Below are 16,052 nucleotides of genomic sequence, written 5' to 3'. Positions count from 1 at the left end.
GTGACTTTCAGGTTCACCCGAACATGCTGTCAGCCTTACCAGGTTTGGTTTCGCGCCGATTTCCCGGCGGCGAAGACGGTCCGCGTTGCCGCCTTTCGATCAATGCGTCATGGTGCAGCGCTCCCCAACTCGGGGCTCCTGCGCCCTGCATTCGAGCCTGGCGCTTACGACGCGCCGGCGGAGACAAACGCTCGCACCATCTCATGTGCCTGCGCCTTGTGATCTTCCTGCCATTGCGTGGCGAGCATGTCGGTGTTGAAAATCCGCGACAACGTAAAAGCGTTCGACTTGTGAAACGAACACAGACTCACCAGAGCGACATACAGATGAAGCGGGTCCATGTCCTTGCGCAACGAGCCGTCGTCTTCGCCACGCGCGATCACCGTGCGCAGCAGGCTCAACACCGGCGATGACATTTCCGGAATCGCGCTCGAGCGCTTCATCACCCGGGCGCGGTTCAGATTTTCGAACGACAGGAGCTTCGACAGTTCAGGATGGGCCGCGAAGTGCCCCTCGATGAAATCGTAAAGCTGCACGATGGCCGTGACCGGCTCGATCTGGTCGACATCGAGCTTGAGTTTGAGTTCGGCTTCCCGCAGGCGTCCCAGCACGAACTCGAGCACCTCCAGATAAAGCGCCTCCTTGCCGCCGAAGTAGTGGTAAATCATCCGGATGTTGACCTTCGAGCGGCTCGCAATCGTCTCCACGCGCGCGCCGCTTAGCCCCTTGTCGGAAAACTCGGCGATCGCAATCTTGAAGATGCGCTGGCGGGTCGCCGCAGCGAGCTTCTGACGCTGGGTTGTGGGCGCGGTCGATGCAGCGGAGGTCGATCGGGCGGAAGCACGTTTCATATCGATGGAAAGCTTGGCGGTGGCGGGATTGCGTCAAAAGGATGCGTCAGGGGTTGCGTGACTTCACAGGATTGTAAGCGCGGCCTCAACGCCGGAACGGCTGGGTCAGCGCAAGCGGCGCGGTTTGCCGGCCAATCAACCCCGCCACCGCGATCAGCGCAAGCAGATAAGGCAGCATCACCAGTAGCGCGGTCGGCACATGCACACCGATCAAGGGCAATTGGAACTGCAACGCGCTCGCGGCGCCGAACAGCAAACACGCGCCGACTGTGCGGCCGATCTTCCAGTTGCCGAAGATGATCGCCGCGATTGCGAGGTAGCCGGCGCCACCAGTCATCCCTTCGGTAAAGGTGTGAATGTCGCCGATCGAAATGAAACAACCCGCAGCGCCCGACATGACGCCTGAAAACAGCACGGCGCCATAACGCAGCCGCGTCACCGAGAGCCCCGACTGATCGACCGACCTCGGCGCGGCGCCCACCGCGTGCAGCGCCACACCGAGCGCGGTCCGCCGCATCACGAGCGAGGTTGCCAGCAGAATCGCGAGGCCGAGATAGACGAGCCACACCTGATGAAACACGGGCTCGCCGATGACCGGAATCGCACCCAGACCGGGTGGCGACCAGCGCGCGAGGCCGGGAATCACCGCGCTCGAACGTTCGCCGAACAGCTCGCGATAGGCGAGCGTCGTCGCGCCGAGCGCCAGGATGTTGATGCCGATGCCTGTCACGATCTGATTGGCGCGCAACGTCACGCTCAGGAACGCTTGCAGCAACGCGATCGGCAGCACGCCGAGCATGCCGATCGCGAGACCCAGCGCCGCATTGCCGGTCGCCCATGCACCCGCCGCGCCGAGAAACGCGCCCGACAGCATCATGCCCTCCACGCTCATGTTGAGCACGCCGGCCCGTTCGCTGATCAGTTCACCGGTCGAAGCCAGCATCAGCGGGGCGGCAAACCGGATCGAGGAGCCGACGAAAACCGCTACGAATTCCGCGTTCATCAACGTGCTCCTTTCGGCTCGAGCCACAGCGATCCGCCAGCCAGCGCGACGATCACGACGCCCTGCACCACCAGCACCAGCGCCGACGGCACGGATGCGACCATTTCCATATTGATGCCGCCCGAGCGCAGAAAGCCGAACAGCAACGCCGCCGCGCACACGCCGGTTATCGAGCCACGCGCGAGCAAACCGACCACGAGACCGTCAAAGCCGTAGCCCGACGAGAAGCCGGCTTTCAGCGAATATTGATCGCCTTGCAGCATCAATGCGCCAGCGAGACCGCCGAGCGCACCGGCCAATGCCAGCGCACCGACGATTGTCGACGTGATCGGCATGCCGGCGCGGCGCGCCGCCAGCGCGTTCAGGCCGACGGCGCGCAGATACATGCCGAAGCGGCTATACACCAGTACCAGCGCCACCACGATGCACAGCACGAGCGTGATCGGCAAACCGATATGCAGCCCCGTGGAGCTGGCACTCGACAGCAGTGGAAGTTTGGTCGAATCGGGGATATCCAGCGACTCGGGCAGCGTGGCGGCGTTGGTCATCGGCTGGCGCAGCAGCGTTTCGGATTGCACGCACCAGTAGAGGAACCACACCGCGATGAACGTCAGCAGCAAGGTGCTGATCACTTCGTTGGTGCCGGCGCGCGCTTTCAGCCAGCCGGGAAGCGCGCCCCATGCCGCGCCGGCCAGCGCGGCCGCCAGCATCGGCATGATGAACGAAAGACCGAACGGCAAGTGCGCGACGTGGCCATAGAGGCTGACCGCGGTGGCGGCGATGCCGCCCATCGCGATCTGCCCTTCACCGCCGACGTTAGTCAGTTGCGCGCGGTTCGCCAGCACGAAGCCGCTGCCGACCAGCGCGAACACGAGGCTGCGATTGATCGATGCGCCGATCGCGTAAGGCGAGCCCCACGCACCGTCGGCGAAGGCGGCAAGCGCGTCGCCGAGCGGCACATGAACGATTGCAATCAGCGCCAGCGCCGCTGCAACCGCGAAGAGCGCGGCGCCTCCCAGCACGGCCGCGGTTCGCAAGCGCCGCGAACCGTGCCATGAGACAAGAGACAAAGAAGTCGAAGAGGTCGTGGGAGTCATGCTGTCTGGCCTGCCATCCATGCGCCAATGCGCTCGCGTTGAAGATTGATTTGCGACGCATCCGGCACACAGGTGCCCATGATGCGGCCGCGATACATGACGAGGACGCGGTCGGCCACCGCCATCAGTTCGTCAAGTTCGGACGAGATCAGCAATACGCCGACGCCCTGGTCGCGCGCGGCGCGAATGTGCTCATACACTGCCGCGACCGCGCCGACATCGAGACCTCGCGTAGGCTGCGCCGCGACCAGCACGGCGAGGCCCTCGAGCGTGAGCTCGCGCGCCAGCACCGCTTTTTGCTGGTTGCCGCCCGAAAGGCCGCGAAACGCGACGTCGGGACTCGCGGCACGCACATCGAAACGCTGCATCAGCGCGCGGGCGTCGCGCCGCATCGCGCGCCGGCGCATGAAACCGTGCCGCGCATAATCGTCGAGGCGGTTGAGAAAGAGGTTTTCGGTCAGACTCATGTCGGGCACGCAGCCGACCGCGTGCCGGTCTTCCGGCACCACGCCGACACCCGCCTTCGTCAATGTCTGCGGCGCAGCCTGTGTGCAATCTTTGCCCTGCACGAAAAAGCGCCCTGCACTTGCGCGCTGCAAGCCAGCGAGCACCGCACCGAGTTCGCTCTGACCGTTGCCCTCCACGCCCGCGATGCCGACGATCTCGCTGCGGTTGACCACCAGCGTGCAGTCTTCGAGACGCGTGACACCGTCGGCATCGCGCACCGTCAGGCCGTCGATCTGTAAGGCTTCGTCGGCGAGTGGCCGGCCGTAAGGGGACGCGCTGCGGGGTTTCGGCGGCGCGGGCTTCGCGCCGGGATCTGCGTTGTGATTCGCTTCATGGCCCTCATTCCCCGGCCGTTGAATCATGGCCCGCACGAGCGTATCGACATCGGCCGACGGCGTGCTCGAACGAGCGACCACGCGGCCGCTTTGCAGCACCGTCGCACGGCTTGCGATCCGGCGGATCTCCGCCAGCTTGTGCGTCACGAGTACAACCGCGCAACCGCGCGCGACAACCCGCGCACAGGTGTCGAGCAACGCATCGATTTCAGCCGGCAGCAACACGGCGGTCGGCTCGTCCAGCACGAGAAGCCGAGGCTCACGGATCAGACACTTGACGATCTCGACGCGCTGTTTTTCGCCGACCGACAGATCCGCGACCCGCGCATCCGGTTCAAGCGCGAGCCCCAGATCAGCCACCAGCGCGCGCACCCGTTGCGCCTCGCGCTTGCGATCGAGCCAGCCGCGTACCTGGCCGAGCAGCAGGTTGTCGAGCACGCTCACGTCTTCGACGAGACTGAAATGCTGATGCACCATCGCGATGCCGTGCGCAAGAGCGTCGCGCGGACTGTGGGGCTGATACGGCTCGCCATCCAGCCACATTGATCCCGCGTCGGGCTGATGCACGCCGAACACCACGTTGCAGAGTGTCGATTTGCCGGCGCCGTTCTCACCGAGCAGGCAATGCACTTCTCCCGCGAAGAGTTCGAGCGACACGTCGCTCAACGCCTGAAACGAGCCGAAGCGCTTGCCGATGCCGGCCATGCGCAGTACCGCGGTGCGCGGCGTGTCGTGACTTGCGTGAGCCGTGGCGCCCTCACCGGCAAACGCCGTGGTGCAAGCGGCAGAAGCTGGAGTGGCGTCCATATCAGCCTTCCGATACCTTGATCTTGCCGCTCTCGATGTCCTGCTCGATCTGCCTGATTTTCGTCGACATTTCCGGCGTCGCCTTGCAGACAACCATGCCCGACGCCTTCGGTCCCATTGCCAGGCCGAACGCCTTATAGCCCGGCTGCCACGTGCCAGCCGCCATCTGGTCGATTGCGTACTGCACCTGATAGCCGACGCCGGTAATCGAATACGCGATATACAGCGGGTCCGTGCCGCACCGGTCGGTATAGCTGCCGATCACATGCGTGTGCTTTTCGTTGGCCGCCTGCTCCATGCCGCGCAAGCCGAGATTGAGAATGTGATAGTGGACGTCCGCGCCCTGGGAGATGGCCGCCAGCGTGGCTTCCTTCGCCTTCGAGACATTGTCGAAATCGCCCGTGAAGCTCTCGAAGTACTTGATCTTCGGATTGATGGAGCGCGCGCCGTTGCCGAACTCCTTGCCGGCGTTGACGATTGACGGAATCTCCATGCCGCCCACGTAGCTGACCGCGCCGTTCTTCGACAGCATCGCCGCGGCCGCGCCGGCGACGTAAGCGATCTCCGCCTGCTTGACGTCATATCCCGCCACGTTCGGCGGCATGTCCTGCCCCTTGTTACCGCCGACGATCGCGAACTTCACGTTGGGAAAGCGCTTGGCGATCTTCAGCACCGACGCCTGGGTCTGCCCGCCCACACCGATCACCAACTGGTTCTTCGACGCGAGGTTGGACAGCGCCTGTTCCATGTCGGCGTAATTGATGTTTTCGATCATCTGCGTCTTGAGCTTCGGACCCAGTTCCTTCTGCGCGGCAACGAGCCCGTCGTAGCCGGATTCCATCCAGCCCTTGTCCGATTTCGAGCCGGGAATCAGCACGCCGACCCGTAACGGATCGGCAGCGAAGGCATGAACCGCGCTGGTGGATACGGCGAGCGCCACGACGCAGGTGGCGAGGGTTTTGAACTTGGCGATCGGCATTCTGGCATTCCTCTTGCGTTTGGTTTGGGTAAGTAGGTTATTCATGAACGAAACAGATGCAACTTCGATGCCATGCCGTGCTTTTGACAGGCGCCGGACTTCGTTCCGATCTGCTCGAAACAACGGACTGCACACGGCAAACGCACTGTGCGTCGAGGTCCGGGCAACACCCTTTTTATGGCGATTCAGACACGATGGAGAACCTCCGATGAAACAACACGACGCATATGGCACAAGCGTTTCCGGCCAGTTGGGCCGCGACGGCCGCTCTCGCTGGAGTGCCAGCGAGAAACTGGTCGACATGTCGTTGGCCCCGCCCGAACCGGTCGTCGCGACGCTGTCGTGCGAACCGCAAAACGTGCGCATCGACCTGCGCAGCACGGCGATCGTCGTCATCGACATGCAGAATGATTTCTGCACCAACGGAGGATGGGTTGCCCAGATTGGGGGCGATTTCGCGGTGGACCGCGCGCCGATTGCACCATTGCAGCGCCTGCTGCCGACTCTGCGTCACCGCGGCGTGCCGGTTATCTGGGTCAATTGGGGAAACCGGCCCGACCTCGCCAACATGCCGCCGAACCAGTTGCATCTATATAAGCCGACCGGAACCGGCACAGGCCTCGGCGAACCGCTCGCGAGCAACGGTTCGCATGTGCTTGAGAAGGATTCCTGGGCAGCTGCCGTGGTCGACGAACTCAAGCCGCTGCCCGAGGACATCTGCGTGGACAAGTACCGCATCAGCGGCTTCTGGGACACGCCGCTGGACAGCATCCTGCGCAACCTCGGCATTCGTACGGTGATGTTCGCGGGCGTGAACACCGATCAGTGCGTGCTGCATTCGCTGACCGACGCCAACTTTCTCGGCTATGGCTGCGTGCTGGTGGAAGACTGCTGCGCGACGTCGTCGCCGGCGTTCTGCACGGAGGCGGCCGTCTGGAACGTGAAGAAGTGCTTTGGCTTCGTCACGGATTCGGCGCGCATCGTCGATGCCTTGGCGGATGCCGCATGAGTGCGTTTATCTCTGGCCCACGCGTACGTGTCGCTGCGACGGCGAGCGGGCCGCTCGATGGCCTGCGCTTTGCGGTGAAGGATCTGATCGACGTCGCGGGCGTGACGACCGGTGGCGGCAATCCTGACTGGCGGGCGGGCCATGTGCCGGCGCTCCGTCACGCGCCCTGTGTCGGAGCGCTGCTGGCAGCAGGCGCGACGCTCGACGGCAAGACGATCACCGACGAGCTCGCCTATAGCCTCGAAGGCGCCAACCATCATGACGGCACGCCGCTCAATCCGCGTTGGCCGCATGCCTTGCCAGGCGGATCGTCTAGCGGCTCTGCGTCGGCAGTCGCCAGCGGTGAGGTGGACTTTGCATTAGGCACCGATACCGGTGGCTCGGTGCGCGTTCCCGCAGCGTTCTGCGGGTTGTGGGGTATGCGGCCGAGTCACGATGCGATCTCGCTCGAGGGCGTGTTGCCCTTCGCCCCGTGCTTCGACACGGTCGGCTGGTTCGCGCGCTCGATCGATGTGCTTGCCGCGGTGGGCGACGTACTGCTGCCGGAAGCAGCCTCGGCAGCTTCCTCATCCGGTCAGCCGTTGCGCCTGGTTCGTGTCGCCGAAGCGTTCGCCGCTCGCGCGCGCAACGAGTCCGACGATGCTTTACGCCTTGAGGCGCTAGCTGAATCGTTAGGCGCGGACACGTCGCTCGATCTGTTCGCCGGGGACGAAGCTCGCTGGCTTGCGTGTTATCAGGCCGTGCAGGACCTTGAAATCGACGCCTCGCTCGGCGACTGGATCCGTTCGGCGCAGCCACGTTTCGGCCCATCCATTGCGACCCGCTTTGCACGGCTGCAGACGCTCGATCGAAACCAGGCCGCACAATGGCGCGCCACTCAGCGCGAACTACGCAGCGTGCTCGATGCGACGTTCGAACCCGATCGCGTGCTGCTCATGCCGACCACGCCCGTCGCGCTGTTGGCGAAAGACGCGTCGGACGCCGCAATCGGCCGCTTCTATGAAGCTGCGCTCACGATGAACTCGATCGCCGCGATTGGCGGCCTGCCGCAAATTACGCTGCCCTTCACTGACGAAATCGATCGTCCGCTTGCGCTGTCGCTCGTCGGCGCGCGCGGCAGCGATCGTGCGTTGTTTGCCCTCGCGCGCGATCTATACTCGCAGCACATCTTGGCGAACCTTCGGTAGCGGAGCATAGATGCACAACCTGAAACTCGCCAGCAGCACCAGCGGCATGGTCACCAGTCCGCACGCCGTTGCCAGCGCCGCGGGCCTCGACATACTGCGTGCGGGCGGCAACGCGATCGAAGCCGCGATCGCCATCGGCGCGGCGCTATGCGTGACGTATCCGCATTTCACGGGACTCGGCGGCGACGCTTTCTGGGTGATCGGCGATCGGCAAGGGACGTTGCGCACGGTGTCGGGCATCGGCCAGGCCGCGCAGCAACTGCCACCGTACAGCGGCGCGATTCCTTTGCGCGGTGCTGCGTCTGCGATCACCACGGCAGCGACCGTCGACACGTGGAATCAGGCTTATCAGATCAGCCGGACCTCATGGGGCGGGCAGCAATCATGGGCATCGCTGTTCGATCACGCGCTCGACTATGCAGCGAATGGGTTTCCCGTCACGCGTTCGCAGCATTTCTGGCAAACACTACGCGCGGATGAGTTGCGTTCCCTGCCCGGCTTTGCGGCAACTTTCGCGCCACACGGCCACATTCCTGCCATCGCCGAACCTTTCGTGCAACCCGCGCTGGCGAAGAGCCTGGAGCGGATTGCCCGCTTCGGCGCGCGCGAGTTCTATGAGGGCGAGCTTGCAGAGCGGATCGCACTCGGTTTGCGCGAAGCCGGCTCGCCGCTGACGTTGAGCGATCTGGCGCGAACGCAAGCACGCGACGAGGCGCCATTGCGTGTGGCCTATCGTGGCGGCGAACTGGTCAGCATGCGGCCGCCGACTCAAGGAGTGACGACCCTGCAGATCATGGGCATGCTCGATCGTTTCGATATTGCGCAGATTGCCGAGGGCAGCGCCGACTACTACCACCTACTGGTGGAAGCGGTGAAATGCGCGTTCGTGGACCGCGACCGCTTCGTATCCGATCCTGAGTTCAACTGGGTGCCCGTCGATGACATGCTGTCGCCCACCGCACTCGATGCGCATGCACGCTCGATCAATCTGCGTGAAGCGCGCGCATGGCCCCACGTGTTTCGCCCGGGCGACACGGTGTTTATCGGCGCGACGGATAGCGAAGGCCGCAGCGCCAGTGTTCTGCAAACGGTTTACTTCGACTGGGGTAGCGGCGTAGTGGCGGGCGACACGGGAATTCTGTGGCACAACCGCGGCGCTTCATTCAGCACGAATCCCCGGCATCACAATGCGGTGCAACCGGGCAAGCGGCCGTTCCACACGCTCAACCCCGGCATGTATCTGAAGGATGGCCGGCCACATCTGCTGTTCGGCACGCAAGGCGCCGACGGTCAGCCACAAACGCTGGCCGCGATTCTCACGCGGTTGATCGACTACGGGATGGACCCGCTCACTGCCCTCGCCCGTCCGCGCTTTCTGCTTGGCAAGACATTCTCCGATACGCGCGATGCGTTGAAGCTCGAAGAGGACGTCGGCGCCGACGTGTTTGCCGAACTTGCTGCACGTGGGCATGAAGTGAGCGCCATTCCAGCGCAGAGTCCTTTGGCCGGCCATCCAGGCGTGATCCGCATCGAGCCGGACGGCGCAGCATCAGGCGCGCACGATCCACGTAGCGACGGCCGTGCGCTCGGGGTTTGAGTCAGCTGAGTGTCAAGCGGCCGCGTGTCGCCACTCACGTAGTTTCCCGCGCTGACGCATTGGCATAGCCAGTGATGCCGAGCAACTGGCCCAGGCTTTTCTCGCCGCGCATCCGCGAGGTTTCGATTCGTTCCTGGATATCGCGAAGGTGCGCTTCCATATGGGCCATTGCACCGGCGGCATCGCGCGCTTCGATGCAATCGACAATCGTCGCATGCTCCGCGTGCTCGCACGGCGCATGCCCCGGCGGCTCATATACGCCGACAATGAGCGAGCAGCGCGAAACCAGTTCCTTCAGATAGTTTTGCAGGATCGAGTTGCCCGCGAGCGCGGCGATGCGCATATGAAAACCGCTCGCGAGCGTGGCCCACGAAGGCTGGTCGAAGCGATGCATCGCCTCATGTTCGCTCGCCAGTTGCTGGCGCAAGGCCTTGATGTCCTGGGCGCTCGCGCGCTGTACGGCCAGCTCGACCAGCATGCGTTCAACGGAGCGCCGCGCCTCGAAGATCTCGCGCGTTTCCTCCGGCGTCGGCTCGGCGATTACCGCGCCCTTGTTCGGCCGCAGCACGACGATGCCGTCGTAGGCGAGCTTTTCCAACACCCGCCGTACGACCGCGCGGCCCACGCCGAACAGTTGACACAACTCGGGCTCCGGCAGCTTCGTGCCCGGTGTTAAACGATGGTTCAGCACGCCGTCGAAGATCGACTGATAGATGCGGGCGTCGACGTCCGCTTCTTCCTTTGGCGTTTTTCTGGCGGTGGCCGCAGCGGTTTTCGGCTTGGTGCTCGTACTCGTGCTCATGCAGCCTCCGGGCGCAGCACGCCGTCCCGCTCCAGTTCGTCCATGTGATGCGCGATTGCGCCCGGCGTCGTGATCCACACATCGCCTTTCGCTCGTGCCGCGGCGATGTGTTCAAGCGCGCGGCGCAGATGCCGCAGCCTGTAAGGCTGCCCCACCAGATAAGGATGCAGTGCGATGCCCATCACGAGCGCCTGCGGCTGCGTGCCGCGATTCGCCTGTTCGAGCATCTCGTCGAACTGATCGACGATCATGTCGGCGAACGCGCGTCCGTCCATATGGCGGCCCACCATCATCGGCAGATCGTTGAGTTCCTGCGGGTACGGAATCGACCATAACGGTCCGCTGCGTGTGGCCATGCGTACCGGACGATCGTCGTGACACCAGTTCAGCGTATAGCGATAACCAGTCTCGGCCAGCAGGTCGGGCGTCAGGTGCGATTCGGATATCCACGGTGAGAGCCAGCCCTGCGGCGGCGCGCCGGACGCTTCGGCGATACGTTCGCGGCAATGCAGAAGCAGCTCGCGTTCGCCATTTTCGTCGAGGTCGCTTTGCCGATGCGCGTTGGTGTGCCCGTGACCGATCAGTTCGTCGCCACGCGCCACGCACGCCGCGATCAACTCCGGGCAATGGTCGTAGAGCGCGGTATTGATGAGCGTGCCCGCAGGCATTTCCAGCTGATCGAACAGTTCGATACAGCGCCACGCGCCGACGCGGTTGCCGTACTCGCGCCAGCTATGGTTCAGCACATCCGGTTGCGGCGAAATCGGGCCGAGCGCGGCGCCTAGTCCCTCGCCGAATGCAAAGTGCTCGATATTGAAGCCGAGATAGACCGCAAGCCCGCTATCGCCGGGCCAGCGGAACGCGTCGCTATCCGTGATCGGGCGATACGCAAAGCGGGCATGGGTGGCGATCGGTTGACGGGCGCGATTCTCTGCTGCGGGCATGTTCCGTGTGTCGTTCATGTAAAGAAGCCGTGAGTGACGAAAGGCGACGCGCTGGGCCCCGCATGAACCGAGTTGGCCGGATCATGCCCCGGGACGGACCGAAGACGCACCGCGATTGCGCAAAAAGAAACGCTTTGATCGCTGACGATCGACGCCGCAGATCGTTTGCAATATGTGAGCCAATTCGTCGACGTTAAGCACACCGGCGCGTTTGCAATCGCCGGACCTCACGAATCGACAGATGGCACATGTCTTGCATTTGGATGGCTTCGCCGAGGCATCGCGTGTGGTTTTGCGTGCGTCAGCACTTCGCCGTTCACGAGGACATCCACTCCATGATTCAGCCTGCTTCAACGGTGCTCGAAACCACAGCCGCCGATATCGAACTGGTGCACGTGTCGAAGCAATACGGCGACTCGCTTGCCGTCGACGCCATCGATCTGCGCATTGCCGGCGGCCAGTATTGCTGCCTGCTCGGGCCCTCGGGATGCGGTAAGACCTCGACCCTGCGCATGATCGCCGGGCATGAATCGGTCACCGAGGGTGACATTCTGATCGCGGGACGCAATGTCACGCGGGAAGAACCCGCTGCCCGCGGCACGGCGATGGTCTTTCAGAACTACGCGCTGTTCCCGCATCTGAGCGCGCTCGATAACGTCGCGTTCAGCCTGAAGATGCGCGGCATAGCGAAGGATGTGCGCCGCAAGCGTGCCGGTGAGCTGTTGGAGTTGGTCGCGATGTCCGCGTATGCCGAACGCAAACCGGCGCAACTTTCGGGCGGCCAGCAGCAACGTGTTGCGCTCGCTCGGGCGTTGTTGAATCAACCGGGCTGCCTGTTGCTCGACGAACCGCTTTCAGCGCTCGACCCCTTCCTGCGCGTGCAGATGCGTGCGGAACTCAAGCGCTGGCAGAAAGAACTCGGTATCACGTTCGTGCACGTCACGCACTCGCAGGAAGAAGCGATGGCGCTTGCCGATCTGGTGGTCGTGATGAGCCACGGGCGCATCGAACAAAGCGGCACGCCGCACGAAGTCTTCAACCGTCCGCGTACCGAGTTCGTCGCGCGTTTTCTCGGTGGTCACAACGTATTCAACACGAATGGCCGCTCGTTTACCGTGCGCGCCGATCATCTGCGAGTGGTGCCGCACGGCGTCACGCCAGTTCAGACGGCAACCGGTGACAGTGGCTTGGCGCGGATCGGCGGCGTGCCCTGCAAGGTACGCGAAGCGGAATACCAAGGCACGCATCTACGCATGACGCTCGATCCGCTCGACGGTTCACCTGAACTGATCTCGCTGGTGAGCGACGGCGATTATGACCCGGCGCGGCTCGGCCCCGACGCGCGCGTGGTGGTCTGGTGGAACGAGCAGGATGCGCATCCGCTGGCGGCCTGAGCAGATGCGCGGTTGTGTTCTGCCTTGCGCGACACGGTGGCGCAAAGAACGTCTCTGAACGAGAAACGTGAACCGAGTTTCAACTGAACGACAAACAGGCGCTGACCGAACATCAGGCGCAGACCAAACGAACGTCAACTGAGGAGAAGGCAATGAGTGAAGCGAACGAGAGCCCGGCAGCGGCCGCATCCGATCTGAAGGAAAAGGGCCTGTCGCGCCGCACGTTCATCAAGGGCGCTGTGGCGGCGGCCGGCATTGCCGGTTTTCCGTACGTGCATGCGCAGGAGAAGATCACGTTGCGCTACCTCGGCACGGCGGTGAACCAGAGCGCCGACATCGCGAAGAAATTCAAGGAAGACACGGGCATCGACATTCAATATGTGCCGGTGACGACTGACGACGTGGCCAAGCGCATCATCACGCAGCCCAACTCGTTCGACATTGTCGACACCGAATATTTCGCGCTCAAGAAACTGATTCCGGCCGGCACGCTCGCGGGCATGGACGCGAAACGTATCAAGCTCGCCGACAAGATCACGCCGGTGCTGACGCGCGGTGAAGTGAACGGCAAGAAGATCGGCGATCAGGGCACCGCGCCGAAGAAGGTGATGTTCCTGACCGGCCCGCGCTCCACCGAGTTCTCTGCAACGCCGACCGAATGGATGACGCTGATCCCAACCACATACAACGCGGACACGCTCGGCATCCGTCCCGACCTCATCAAGCGCCCAATCGACAGTTGGGCCGAATTGCTCAATCCGCAATTCAAAGGCAAGGCGGCGCTGTTGAACATTCCCGCGATCGGCATCATGGATTCGGCGATGGCGATCGAGGCGATGGGTCACGTGAAGTACGGCGACAAAGGCAACATGACCAAGGCCGAAATCGACCAGACCATCAAGATTCTGATTGAAGCCAAGCGCGCCGGCCAGTTCCGCGCGTTCTGGAAGGACTTCAACGAAAGCGTGAACCTGATGGCTTCGGGCGAGGTGGTGATCCAGTCGATGTGGTCGCCGGCCGTGACCAAGGTGCGCACCATGGGTGTCGCCTGCAAGTTCCAGCCGCTCAAGGAAGGCTACCGCTCGTGGGCGTCAGGTTTCGGCTTTCCGCGCTCGCTGCAAGGCAAGAAGCTCGACGCTGCGTATGAGTTCGTCAACTGGTTCCAGGACGGGTGGGCCGGCGCCTACCTGATGCGTCAGGGCTATTACTCGGGTGTGCTCGAGACGGCAAAGACGCACATGCAGCCTTACGAATGGGACTACTGGATCGAAGGCAAGGCTGCCGCGCAGGACATCAAGGCACCCGATGGCCAGTTGCTCGAAAAAGCCGGCACCGTGCGTGACGGCGGCTCGTACAACCAGCGCATGGGGGCGATTGCCTGCTGGAATGCCGTGATGGACGAGAACATCTACATGGTTCAGAAGTGGAACGAGTTCATCGCGGCTTAAATGTGGCTCGAGCGTGACTTGAGCGACTGAATCGCATGCCGGACTGCCGGTGCATGACATGCCGGCAGTTCTTCGACGACGCGCTCATTCCGCAGCGCAGTGTTTCCACTGATATCCGCCCATGGCAACGATCGACCTTCCCTCTCACGCGCAGGATGAGCCCGTCAAACACCGGCGTGCGCCGGCATGGCTGCAGGCCACACCGCTTTCGCTCACGTTCCTGCTGTTTTTCATCGTGCCGTTGGTCATTACGTTGATCGTCAGCTTCTGGGACTTCAACGAATATCAGATCATCCCGGCTTTCACGCTCAAAAACTACGCGGCGATTTTTAATGGCTGTTCGTCGATGACGGACGTCTGCGTGACCTTGAAAACATACTGGTCGACGCTCAAGTTCTGCGCGATCGTATGGACCGTGACCTTGCTGCTGGGTTTTTCGATTGCTTACTTCCTGGCGTTTCACGTACGCACGACGAGCATGCAGACAATCCTGTTCCTCGTCTGCACGATTCCCTTCTGGACGTCGAACGTGATCCGCATGATTTCGTGGATGCCATTGCTCGGCCGTAACGGGCTCGTCAATCAGGCCCTGCTGGGCGCACATCTGATCGACCAGCCACTCGAATGGTTGCTGTATTCGAATTTCTCGGTCGTGCTGGCGTTCGTGCACCTCTACACGTTCTTCATGATCGTGCCGATTTTCAACGCGATGATGCGGATCGACCGTTCGTTGCTAGAGGCCGCGCGCGATGCCGGCGCAAGCGGCTGGCAAGTGATTCGCGACGTGGTGTTGCCGCTGTCGAAGACCGGCATTGTGATCGGCTCGATCTTCGTGATCACGATCGTAATGGGCGACTTCCTGACCGTCGGCGTGATGGGTGGCCAGCAGATCGCATCTGTCGGCAAGATCATCCAGGTGCAGACCGGCTACCTGCAATTTCCCGCCGCGGCGGCCAACGCGATCATTCTGCTGGCTGTCGTGTTGATGATCGTGTGGGGTTTGACGCGGGTGGTCGACATCCGCAAGGAGCTGTGAAGATGCAGGCCATTCGCCTCAAACATCGGGAGCGTCGGCCGGCCAGCTTTTACTGGCTCGCGCTGCTGTTTGGTTTGTTCGTGCTGTTCCTGTATGGACCGGTCATTACGATTTTCATTCTTTCGTTTCAGGGACCCGAGGGCGGACTGACGTTTCCGATGCGTGGCGTGTCGTTGCACTGGTTTGCCGCGCTGCGTGACGGTGTGGGCGATGTCGATATCTGGGGTGCATTTGGGCGATCCGTGCGGCTCGCGTTGGCCGTAACGGTGTTGACCGTGCTGTTCTCGGTGGCGGCCGGATTGGCATTTCGCCGACGATTTCGCGGGGATACGGCGGTCTTTTACGTGTCGGTCGCCAGTCTCATCATGCCGTCCATTATCGTTTCGCTGGGGATCGGGTTGACGTTCCGGTTGCTCGATAACGGTGTGAAGTTTCTCGCTTCTGCGTGGGGGTATCAGTCGTTTGCCGATACCTATACGACGTCGATGGGCTTGTTCACGTCGGCGCTGGGCGCGCATTTGACGTGGACGCTGCCGTTCGGCTTGCTCGTGATGTTTGCTGTGTTCAACCGCTTTAATCCTGCTTATGAAGAGGCTTCGCGGGATCTCGGCGCCACGCCGTGGCAAAGTTTCCGGCATGTTGTTTTGCCTATCATCGGACCTTCGGTTGTCGGCGTCGCGATGTTTGGGTTCACGCTTTCATGGGATGAGATTGCGCGTACCTCGCAGGCGATTGGGGATCAGAATACCTTGCCGCTCGAATTGCAAGGGCTTACCACGTCGGTGACGACGCCTGTCATTTATGCGCTTGGGACGATGACTACCGTTTTGTCGCTGACGGTTATGGTTTTGTGTTTGCTCGCGGTGCGGGGGTTGGGGCGGCGGCGGGTGACGTAACGTTTCTTTGCCTGCTCGGCGGTTGGTTTTTTGTCTGATTGGGGTGTTGGGGTTTCCTTGTTCTGGTTTTGGTGCCTTTCCTTGTTTTGTTAGTGGTCTATTAGTGTTGCCCCTGTGCGGGGCGGCACTTACTTTCTTTGCCGCCGCAAAGAAAGTAAGC

General features: G+C 62.5%; 14 protein-coding genes. 7 read left to right on the top strand and 7 right to left on the bottom strand.

All coding sequences use genetic code 11. The features are described 5' to 3' along the window. Nucleotides 1-164 precede the first annotated feature (164 nt). The 5 genes from M0D68_RS25185 to M0D68_RS25165 all read right to left on the bottom strand — a co-directional run bounded on the left by M0D68_RS25185 (nucleotide 165) and on the right by M0D68_RS25165 (nucleotide 5,579). The gene (locus M0D68_RS25185; protein WP_093645948.1) at nucleotides 165-851 is read right to left on the bottom strand and encodes a TetR family transcriptional regulator; all 687 of its coding nucleotides are present in this window, start codon (nucleotides 849-851) and stop codon (nucleotides 165-167) included. A gap of 85 nt (nucleotides 852-936) precedes the next feature. Then, nucleotides 937-1,854 carry an ABC transporter permease gene (locus M0D68_RS25180; RefSeq protein ID WP_093645951.1) on the bottom strand — a complete coding sequence of 306 codons (918 nt, stop codon included), beginning with the start codon at nucleotides 1,852-1,854 and terminating at the stop codon, nucleotides 937-939. Then, complete coding sequence (locus tag M0D68_RS25175) at nucleotides 1,854-2,951, bottom strand: ABC transporter permease (protein WP_093645953.1); 1,098 nt, start codon at nucleotides 2,949-2,951, stop codon at nucleotides 1,854-1,856. Before M0D68_RS25175 ends, M0D68_RS25180 begins: the two co-directional genes overlap by 1 nt. Further along, on the bottom strand, nucleotides 2,948-4,600 hold the full coding sequence (locus M0D68_RS25170) for an ABC transporter ATP-binding protein (protein ID WP_266225655.1): 1,653 nt from the start codon (nucleotides 4,598-4,600) through the stop codon (nucleotides 2,948-2,950). The genes M0D68_RS25175 and M0D68_RS25170 overlap by 4 nt, the downstream gene beginning before the upstream one ends. Nucleotide 4,601: 1 nt before the next feature. After that, nucleotides 4,602-5,579: a BMP family protein gene (locus M0D68_RS25165; RefSeq protein ID WP_266225653.1), complete on the bottom strand. Its 978-nt coding sequence runs from the start codon at nucleotides 5,577-5,579 to the stop codon at nucleotides 4,602-4,604. Between the two features lie 208 nt (nucleotides 5,580-5,787). On the opposite strand from M0D68_RS25165, the gene M0D68_RS25160 reads away from it, so the two are divergent. The 3 genes from M0D68_RS25160 to ggt are packed head-to-tail and all read left to right on the top strand — an operon-like array spanning nucleotide 5,788 to nucleotide 9,372. Beyond that, nucleotides 5,788-6,588, top strand: coding sequence for a cysteine hydrolase (locus tag M0D68_RS25160; RefSeq protein ID WP_200620308.1), 801 nt, complete (start codon nucleotides 5,788-5,790; stop codon nucleotides 6,586-6,588). After that, a complete protein-coding gene (locus M0D68_RS25155) occupies nucleotides 6,585-7,775 on the top strand; it encodes an amidase (protein WP_266225650.1) in 1,191 nt (396 codons plus the stop codon). The genes M0D68_RS25160 and M0D68_RS25155 overlap by 4 nt, the downstream gene beginning before the upstream one ends. Nucleotides 7,776-7,785: 10 nt before the next feature. Then, the gene (ggt, locus tag M0D68_RS25150) at nucleotides 7,786-9,372 is read left to right on the top strand and encodes a gamma-glutamyltransferase (protein ID WP_266225649.1); all 1,587 of its coding nucleotides are present in this window, start codon (nucleotides 7,786-7,788) and stop codon (nucleotides 9,370-9,372) included. A 34-nt stretch (nucleotides 9,373-9,406) separates the two neighbouring features. Here the strand turns inward: ggt and M0D68_RS25145 are convergent, their stop codons facing one another. Further along, nucleotides 9,407-10,174, bottom strand: coding sequence for a GntR family transcriptional regulator (locus M0D68_RS25145; protein ID WP_266225648.1), 768 nt, complete (start codon nucleotides 10,172-10,174; stop codon nucleotides 9,407-9,409). Then, a complete protein-coding gene (locus M0D68_RS25140; RefSeq protein ID WP_266225647.1) occupies nucleotides 10,171-11,136 on the bottom strand; it encodes a polysaccharide deacetylase family protein in 966 nt (321 codons plus the stop codon). Before M0D68_RS25140 ends, M0D68_RS25145 begins: the two co-directional genes overlap by 4 nt. A gap of 317 nt (nucleotides 11,137-11,453) precedes the next feature. On the opposite strand from M0D68_RS25140, the gene M0D68_RS25135 reads away from it, so the two are divergent. The 4 genes from M0D68_RS25135 to M0D68_RS25120 all read left to right on the top strand — a co-directional run bounded on the left by M0D68_RS25135 (nucleotide 11,454) and on the right by M0D68_RS25120 (nucleotide 15,892). Next, complete coding sequence (locus M0D68_RS25135; RefSeq protein ID WP_266225646.1) at nucleotides 11,454-12,512, top strand: ABC transporter ATP-binding protein; 1,059 nt, start codon at nucleotides 11,454-11,456, stop codon at nucleotides 12,510-12,512. Between the two features lie 152 nt (nucleotides 12,513-12,664). After that, complete coding sequence (locus M0D68_RS25130) at nucleotides 12,665-13,960, top strand: PotD/PotF family extracellular solute-binding protein (protein WP_054042307.1); 1,296 nt, start codon at nucleotides 12,665-12,667, stop codon at nucleotides 13,958-13,960. 121 nt (nucleotides 13,961-14,081) lie between these two features. Beyond that, entirely contained in the window at nucleotides 14,082-14,996 is a 915-nt protein-coding gene (locus M0D68_RS25125) for an ABC transporter permease (RefSeq protein WP_054042305.1), read from the top strand. Between the two features lie 2 nt (nucleotides 14,997-14,998). Next, nucleotides 14,999-15,892, top strand: coding sequence for an ABC transporter permease (locus M0D68_RS25120; RefSeq protein ID WP_256458141.1), 894 nt, complete (start codon nucleotides 14,999-15,001; stop codon nucleotides 15,890-15,892). Nucleotides 15,893-16,052: the final 160 nt, after the last annotated feature.

It is taken from the genome of Paraburkholderia sp. SEWSISQ10-3 4 (genome assembly GCF_030464785.1).
Taxonomy (GTDB): Bacteria; Pseudomonadota; Gammaproteobacteria; order Burkholderiales; family Burkholderiaceae; genus Paraburkholderia; species Paraburkholderia aspalathi.
The sequence above is the reverse complement of the archived record's forward strand: the minus strand, read 5'-3'. Positions and strand labels throughout refer to the sequence as shown.

Bases quoted from the DNA above. Each gene is read 5' to 3' on its own strand.
- M0D68_RS25185 (WP_093645948.1), bottom strand. From the start codon at position 851: ATGAAACGTGCTTCCGCCCGATCGACCTCCGCTGCATCGACCGCGCCC.
- ggt (WP_266225649.1), top strand. From the start codon at position 7,786: ATGCACAACCTGAAACTCGCCAGCAGCACCAGCGGCATGGTCACCAGT.
- M0D68_RS25140 (WP_266225647.1), bottom strand. From the start codon at position 11,136: ATGAACGACACACGGAACATGCCCGCAGCAGAGAATCGCGCCCGTCAA.
- M0D68_RS25170 (WP_266225655.1), bottom strand. From the start codon at position 4,600: ATGGACGCCACTCCAGCTTCTGCCGCTTGCACCACGGCGTTTGCCGGT.
- M0D68_RS25160 (WP_200620308.1), top strand. From the start codon at position 5,788: ATGAAACAACACGACGCATATGGCACAAGCGTTTCCGGCCAGTTGGGC.
- M0D68_RS25125 (WP_054042305.1), top strand. From the start codon at position 14,082: ATGGCAACGATCGACCTTCCCTCTCACGCGCAGGATGAGCCCGTCAAA.
- M0D68_RS25165 (WP_266225653.1), bottom strand. From the start codon at position 5,579: ATGCCGATCGCCAAGTTCAAAACCCTCGCCACCTGCGTCGTGGCGCTC.
- M0D68_RS25135 (WP_266225646.1), top strand. From the start codon at position 11,454: ATGATTCAGCCTGCTTCAACGGTGCTCGAAACCACAGCCGCCGATATC.
- M0D68_RS25175 (WP_093645953.1), bottom strand. From the start codon at position 2,951: ATGACTCCCACGACCTCTTCGACTTCTTTGTCTCTTGTCTCATGGCAC.
- M0D68_RS25120 (WP_256458141.1), top strand. From the start codon at position 14,999: ATGCAGGCCATTCGCCTCAAACATCGGGAGCGTCGGCCGGCCAGCTTT.
- M0D68_RS25130 (WP_054042307.1), top strand. From the start codon at position 12,665: ATGAGTGAAGCGAACGAGAGCCCGGCAGCGGCCGCATCCGATCTGAAG.
- M0D68_RS25180 (WP_093645951.1), bottom strand. From the start codon at position 1,854: ATGAACGCGGAATTCGTAGCGGTTTTCGTCGGCTCCTCGATCCGGTTT.
- M0D68_RS25145 (WP_266225648.1), bottom strand. From the start codon at position 10,174: ATGAGCACGAGTACGAGCACCAAGCCGAAAACCGCTGCGGCCACCGCC.
- M0D68_RS25155 (WP_266225650.1), top strand. From the start codon at position 6,585: ATGAGTGCGTTTATCTCTGGCCCACGCGTACGTGTCGCTGCGACGGCG.